This window comes from Massilia sp. UYP34, from assembly GCF_056279385.1.
Window position 1 is genome coordinate 1 of the sequence record NZ_JBWBRF010000042.1, and the last position, 5,983, is coordinate 5,983.

General features: G+C 62.3%; 3 protein-coding genes and 1 rRNA gene. 3 read left to right on the plus strand and 1 reads right to left on the minus strand.

Translation table 11 applies throughout. From position 1 onward, the window contains the following. The first annotated feature begins 271 nt into the window (after nucleotides 1-271). Nucleotides 272-3,463 carry a DUF2339 domain-containing protein gene (locus ACZ9AQ_RS23980; RefSeq protein ID WP_429207298.1) on the plus strand — a complete coding sequence of 1,064 codons (3,192 nt, stop codon included), beginning with the start codon at nucleotides 272-274 and terminating at the stop codon, nucleotides 3,461-3,463. A gap of 18 nt (nucleotides 3,464-3,481) precedes the next feature. After that, nucleotides 3,482-4,921: a DUF3999 family protein gene (locus ACZ9AQ_RS23985; protein WP_429207300.1), complete on the plus strand. Its 1,440-nt coding sequence runs from the start codon at nucleotides 3,482-3,484 to the stop codon at nucleotides 4,919-4,921. Nucleotides 4,922-4,986: 65 nt separating this feature from the next. Here ACZ9AQ_RS23985 and ACZ9AQ_RS23990 read toward each other — a convergent pair whose 3' ends face one another. Further along, on the minus strand, nucleotides 4,987-5,397 hold the full coding sequence (locus ACZ9AQ_RS23990; protein WP_429207302.1) for a DUF2061 domain-containing protein: 411 nt from the start codon (nucleotides 5,395-5,397) through the stop codon (nucleotides 4,987-4,989). Nucleotides 5,398-5,917: 520 nt separating this feature from the next. Here ACZ9AQ_RS23990 and ACZ9AQ_RS23995 point away from each other — a divergent pair. Continuing rightward, a 16S ribosomal RNA gene (locus ACZ9AQ_RS23995) occupies nucleotides 5,918-5,983 on the plus strand; the annotation flags it as partial.

Here is a 5,983-nt window from a genome sequence, read left to right on the forward strand (position 1 = left end):
GATAGTGCTGCAACCAGTGTGAAAGTAGGTTATCGTCAGGCTAGTTATATAGAAAAACCCCACCAGGTGATCCTGGTGGGGTTTTTTGCTTTTCGGCTTCAGGTTCTCACCATCCTGGTTACTTGACGAGGCGCAACGAAAAGCAGAATTCGCTTCCTGAATTGTTTCTGGCTTTTAATATTCTTCCACAGCCAGGACAACTACATCACCGCGTTGACTGGACGTCACTGATCCCACCAATACACCAATCTCATCTGACCTTGGGGCGACCATGCATGAGCTCGGCTTCGTGGTACTGGCAATACTGGGTTATCCGTTTCTGGTCGCGTGGCTCATGGGACTGAGCAAGGCGAGCAGGATCGCCGAGCTGGAAGGGCAGGTGGCGGCCTTGAACAGGCGGGTACAGCGTCTCATGATGCCATCGTCACCCATCGCACCCGCGGGGCGTCCTGCCGACGAGGCTGCGGTGCCGACGCCGCTATCCGATCTCGCCAGGACTCCTCCCCCCGCCCCCGCGGCGGACGATACCATCGCCCCCTCGACGCCGCGAACCACAACCACCATCCTGGCGCCGGAGCCGGTGAAGCCTACCCGCCCCAGGGCTGCACCTACAGTCCATGAAGAACCAGTCCGGGAGCCCTACCTGAAGTCACCGCCACGCTGGCTCATCGCCGCCAGGACCTGGCTCCTGACCGGCAACCTGGTTGCCAAGCTCGGCCTCGTGATCCTCTTTATCGGCATCGGCTTCCTGCTCAAATATGCCGCCACGACCCTCATCATTCCGATCGAACTGCGCCTGGCCGCCGTGGTCCTGGCCGATTTTGGATTGCTGGCCTGGGGATGGCGCCTGCGCCTAGCGCGCAGGGAGCTCGCACTGCCGATCCAGGGAACCGCAATTGCCGTCCTGATGCTGGTGATCTTCAGCGCCTACCGACTCTACGCGCTGATACCTTCCGGTCTGGCGTTTGCGCTGCTGGTGTTCCTGACGGCTTTCACCTGTCTGCTGGCGGTCCTGCAGGAGGCGCCGTGGCTCGCGGCATTCGGCATCACGGGCGGTTTTGCCTCTCCCGTACTGCTGGCGAGCGGGGAAGCCGGCAGCCACATCGCACTCTTTACTTACTATGCGCTGCTCAACGCTGGTGTATTTGCCCTGGCCTTCATGCGTTCATGGCATCCGCTCAATTTGCTGGGATTCGTCTTCACCTTCATCATCGGCGCGGCGTGGGGCGGGCTCCGCTACACGCCGGAGCATTACTGGTCGGCGCAAGCCTTCCTGATCCTGTTCTTCCTGTGCTACGTCGCGATCCCTCTTGCATTCGCGACCCGGGAGAGAACGCGCATGAAGGACTACGTCGACATCACGCTGGTCCTGGGCACGCCGTTGCTCGCCTTTGGATTCCAGGTCGGCCTGGTCAGGGAGATGGAATTCGGTCTTGCCTTTACCGCGCTCGGCCTGGGTGGGTTCTATCTGGCGCTCGGCATTTTGTTGTGGCGCAGCGGGAAAGAGCGCTTGCGTTTGATGGTCGAGACCTTCGCGGTGGTCGGCGTCATCTTCGGCACGCTCGCTGTCCCATTTGCGCTCGATGCACGTTGGACTTCGGCTGCGTGGGCCGTTGAAGGCGCTGGATTCGTGTGGCTCGGCCTGCGCAGTCAGCGCCGGCTTGCATGGTCCTTCGGACTGTTTTTACAGGTCGGCGCCTGGGTGAGCTTCATTGCCGCTGCATCGAAGCTCGATGTGGACACCGCGCTCGCAGCCAATCTGTGGTTGGGATTCCTGCTGCTCGGCTGCAGCGCGTTTCTTATCGCGGCCAACTTGCGCAAGCATGCCGGCAAGGACGACAGCCTGCCGGAGCTTGCCAGCGTTGGCCTGTTACTCGCTGCCGTCGCCCTGCTTGGCGCCTGCTGGAGCGAAGCGGTGTTCCGTGCGGATGGCAGTACCTTGGCGAACTGGATGGTGGCCGGCGCGCTGTTCACGGCCGTGCTGTTGTATGCGATTGGCGTAAGCATGGCGTGGCCGATGGCACGCGGGCTCGCCCTGGCCGCCCAGGTCGCGGGCGCTGCCGCCGTGGGAATCATCTGCGCGCCGGGCTGGTCGTTCACCTCCATGCTCGAGACAAGCGGCGAGCAGCCGCTGTTGGGCGTCGTCATGCTGGCCGTCGCGGCATTCGCGACCAGCCGCATGCTGCAGCGTGTCGACCTCCAACAGGGCGACGCCAATCACCCGACAAGCGGGGTTGCATCGGCACTTCTACTGTGGGCGGGCATCTGGTGGTTCGGCCCGGTCATCAATATCGCCGCAGGCAGGATCGCCGACTATTTGCCGGCAGGTCTGGGTAGCCAGTATGCGCGCTGGACCTGCGTGTATGCAGCGGCGGTCGTGATCACGGCGGTGGTGGGCATGCGGCTTGGCCCGCGCCTGGCCTGGCCACAGTTGCGCTGGTTCGCGAGTGCCTGCTGGGGCATGCTGGCCCTGGTCACGGCGGCTTCCTTGCACACGCTGTATGCCAGCCACACGCTGCCGGAGGCCGCGGGTTGGCTTGCCTGGGCAATTCTTCTGGCCGGCGGCGAGTATGCGATGCTGCGCTGGAGCGCGAGCGGTCCGGAAATCCGCCCGATCCCGCTCAGACTGCTGCATGTGCTGCGCACCGCCGGACCGTGGCTGGCTATCTGGCCGGCCGGCGCCATCCTGATCGATCGTTGGCTTGCCGGGCCAAGCGAACCGCTCCTGGCGGCACACAGCGACTGGGCCAGCGATGCCGCCTGGAGCAATTATTTGCCGAGTTGGGCAATGATGCTTGCCCTGGTGTTCCTGCTGCGCCGCAGTCAGGCGGACAGGTGGCCGAGCGCGCCGCTGGCGGATTGGTATCGCACCGTCATCATCCCCAGCGGCACCGTGTTGATGGCGATGCTGGCGGTGTTCTGGAATGTGGGGCATGACGGAGCGATGTCGCCTTTGCCCTATGTGCCCTTACTGAACCCGCTCGATCTGACCACCGGCTTCGTGTTGATGCTGTGGGCGAACGCGCTGCGCCAGCTCACCAGCCGGCCCGTGCCGCCTCACGCGCTGATGTATCAGTTGAAGATCGGCGGCGCGATCGCGGCCTATATCTGGTTCAACCTCATCCTGTTGCGCAGCGCGGCGCATTACGGCGGCATCGACTACCGTCTCGACGCGCTCGCCGCATCGCAGTCCGTGCAAGCGATGCTGTCCCTGGTCTGGAGCGCAAGCGCACTGGTGCTCATGCGTTTCTCCGCGCGCATGACCATGCGGCGCGCCTGGTGGGGCGGGGCACTCGCGCTCGGGATCGTGGTAGCGAAGCTGTTCCTGGTCGACCTGGCCAACGGCGGCAGCATCGCGCGCGTCGTGTCCTTCGTCGGTGTCGGACTGTTGCTGCTGTTGGTCGGCTACCTCGCGCCTTATCCGAAAACAGCGCAGGCCGCGCCGTCAGCCGTTTCCGCTTGAACTGAACAGGGGATAACCATGTACGCGTTTTTCGAACGGCGCACTGTCACTATTGTTTTGGCGGCCCTGCCTGTTTCGGCCGCCATTGCCAGTCCGGGAGATGGACCGGCCAGCTATTCGCATATCCTCCCGCTCGGTGTCGACGCCAATCAGGCCGTCGTGCAGTTGCGGGTGCCGCGCGAAGTCTATCTGCATGCGCGCTCGCCGGAGCTGGACGACCTGCGCGTGTTCGATGCCGACGGCGCATCGCTGCCGTTCGCATTGGTCGACCTGGCTGCGCCGCCGGTGGTGAGCCGGCAAACCACCCCGGCCGCTGTCTTTCCCGTGCATGGCCCCGCACGCGATGCCGGGCGTGTGCATGACAGCCTGCAGATCCGAACGGGAGCCGACGGCGCCGTCATTTCGGTGACGGCGCCGACGCGTGCTGCCAGCGATGAGCTGGTGAGCCTGGTCCTGGACCTGCGACCGGCCGCGAGCGCAGCGCAGGTGGACGCGGCGGCGCCGGTGGGAGGGCTTGCATTGACCCTGCCGCCGGGAGCGGGAAGCTACAGCGCCTGGGTGGCACTCGATGTCAGTGACGACCTGCAAAACTGGGATGAGCTGGCCGAGGCAGCGCTCAGCTGGCTGGTCAACGACCAGGGCGCGAGCGTGCAGAAAGACCGTATCGGGTTCACGCCGCGGTCGTTCCGCTATGCCCGCATCCGCTGGTTGGACGGCAAGCCGATCGCGTTCTCCGCGATCCATGCCGAGTATGTGGTCGAGCGGCAGGCTGCCCGGCATCTCGAGACCATCGTCCTGCAAGGCTCCTCCGGTCGCGACGGACGGGACTTGGCCTATACGGCGCCCATCGCGATCCCTGCGCGCTCGCTCGGCCTGGTATTCACAGGGCAAAATGTCGTCATGCCAGTACAGGTCGGACAATACGAAGCCATCCGCAGCCGCAAGGCGGAAGGGCGAACCACGCCGCAATTGCAGTCACTGGTGAACACGACGTTCTATCAGATGGTCCAGGACGGGCGGCGTCGGGCTTCTGGAGACGTCGAGATTCCTGTGACACATGCCTCCCAGTGGATCGTGCGGCCGCAGACCGATGTGTCCGAGCGCCCGGGCCTGCGTCTGGGCTGGACGCCCGCGAGCATGGTGTTCGTCGCAGGCGGCAAGCCGCCTTACACACTGGCTTTCGGCCGCACCGGCGTGCGCCCGGCCCGGGTCGGGCTGCATCAGGTGGCGCCGGGATTCAGTGCGGGCGAGCTGGCCGGGCTGGCGGCGGCCAGGCCCGGAAATCTGGTGCGGCAACAGTCCTCCGGCCAGGCTGCGGACGATATCGCCGGAAGATCATCCGGAAACAAGCGGGGCTGGTTGTGGGCATTGCTCGTCAGTGGCGTCCTGGCGCTGGGTGCGATGGCATGGCATCTCTTCCGCCAGCTCAAGAGCGGCGCCCAGCGGCCAGTTGCCTGAATCGGTGCGCATGTAAAAAAGCCCGCCGGTTGGTGACTGGCGGGCTTGGCGACTGGATGATTGGTTCAGGCGGCGTGCATTCCACTGTTGATGCGCAATTCGAGCTTGTCCCAGAACCGGTCGTGGACTGGTAGCAGCAGCACATTGCAGACCGGCTCGAGGATGGCGACCAGGCCGCCGAAGGCGAGCGATCCGGTGGCGCAGTAAATGACTGCGAATGCGACGCCCATGTGCATCAGCGTCTGGCTGACCTTCTCCGCAGCGATCTTCATGTAGCGGTCACGTTCCGACGTTGCCCGGGCACGGACGGCGGCCCAGGCCCTTTCATGGAAGGGGAGCAGCAGGACGTTGATCACCGGTTCGATGATGATGGCCAGGCCGCTGAACACAACCGAGCCCGTCATCGCATAGGCGATCGTGAAAGCGATCGCCATGTGAGTGATGACCTGACTGGTTTTCTTCGCTGCGATGACCATGGGTTGACCTCTTCACTTCGTTTGCCGACTGTAGAGCCAAATGATAATGATTCTCGCTCATAGTTAAAAGCAAATAATATTGAAGATGTTGATAGCAATGTTCTATTGCTGGAGGTGCAAAATCGGTAAGCCGGGGGCTTGCGGGATGTGTCATCGATTTGCTATAGTCGCGCTTTCCCGACGCAGACGCAGCCTTCAAGGCAGCGAGAAGCGGAAGGAAAAGAGGGTTGACGAGATTTAAAAAACGCTTCATACTCTCTCTTCTCTGCTGCTGACGAACAAAACGATTCGAAGCACACAGCAGGGATGAAGCACCGGATAAAGTTCTTTAAAAATTAACAGTCGATAAGTGTGGGCGTTTGATGAAGGTGCCAAGAACTTCGGTTCTTGATTACTTAAATTATCAAATGTTCACAAAAAAGAAATACGTTGCTTCAGCAATGAAGTAACGGTCAGTATTTTGAGTGAGCGACCCCTGCAGCAATGTAGGGTGACTCGAAAGAGTCAACAAACAGAGATTGAACTGAAGAGTTTGATCCTGGCTCAGATTGAACGCTGGCGGCATGCTTTACACATGCAAGTCGAA

Excerpts from the sequence above, each read along its gene's own strand:
- ACZ9AQ_RS23980 (WP_429207298.1), top strand. The coding sequence starts at position 272 with ATGCATGAGCTCGGCTTCGTGGTACTGGCAATACTGGGTTATCCGTTT.
- ACZ9AQ_RS23985 (WP_429207300.1), top strand. The coding sequence starts at position 3,482 with ATGTACGCGTTTTTCGAACGGCGCACTGTCACTATTGTTTTGGCGGCC.
- ACZ9AQ_RS23990 (WP_429207302.1), bottom strand. The coding sequence starts at position 5,397 with ATGGTCATCGCAGCGAAGAAAACCAGTCAGGTCATCACTCACATGGCG.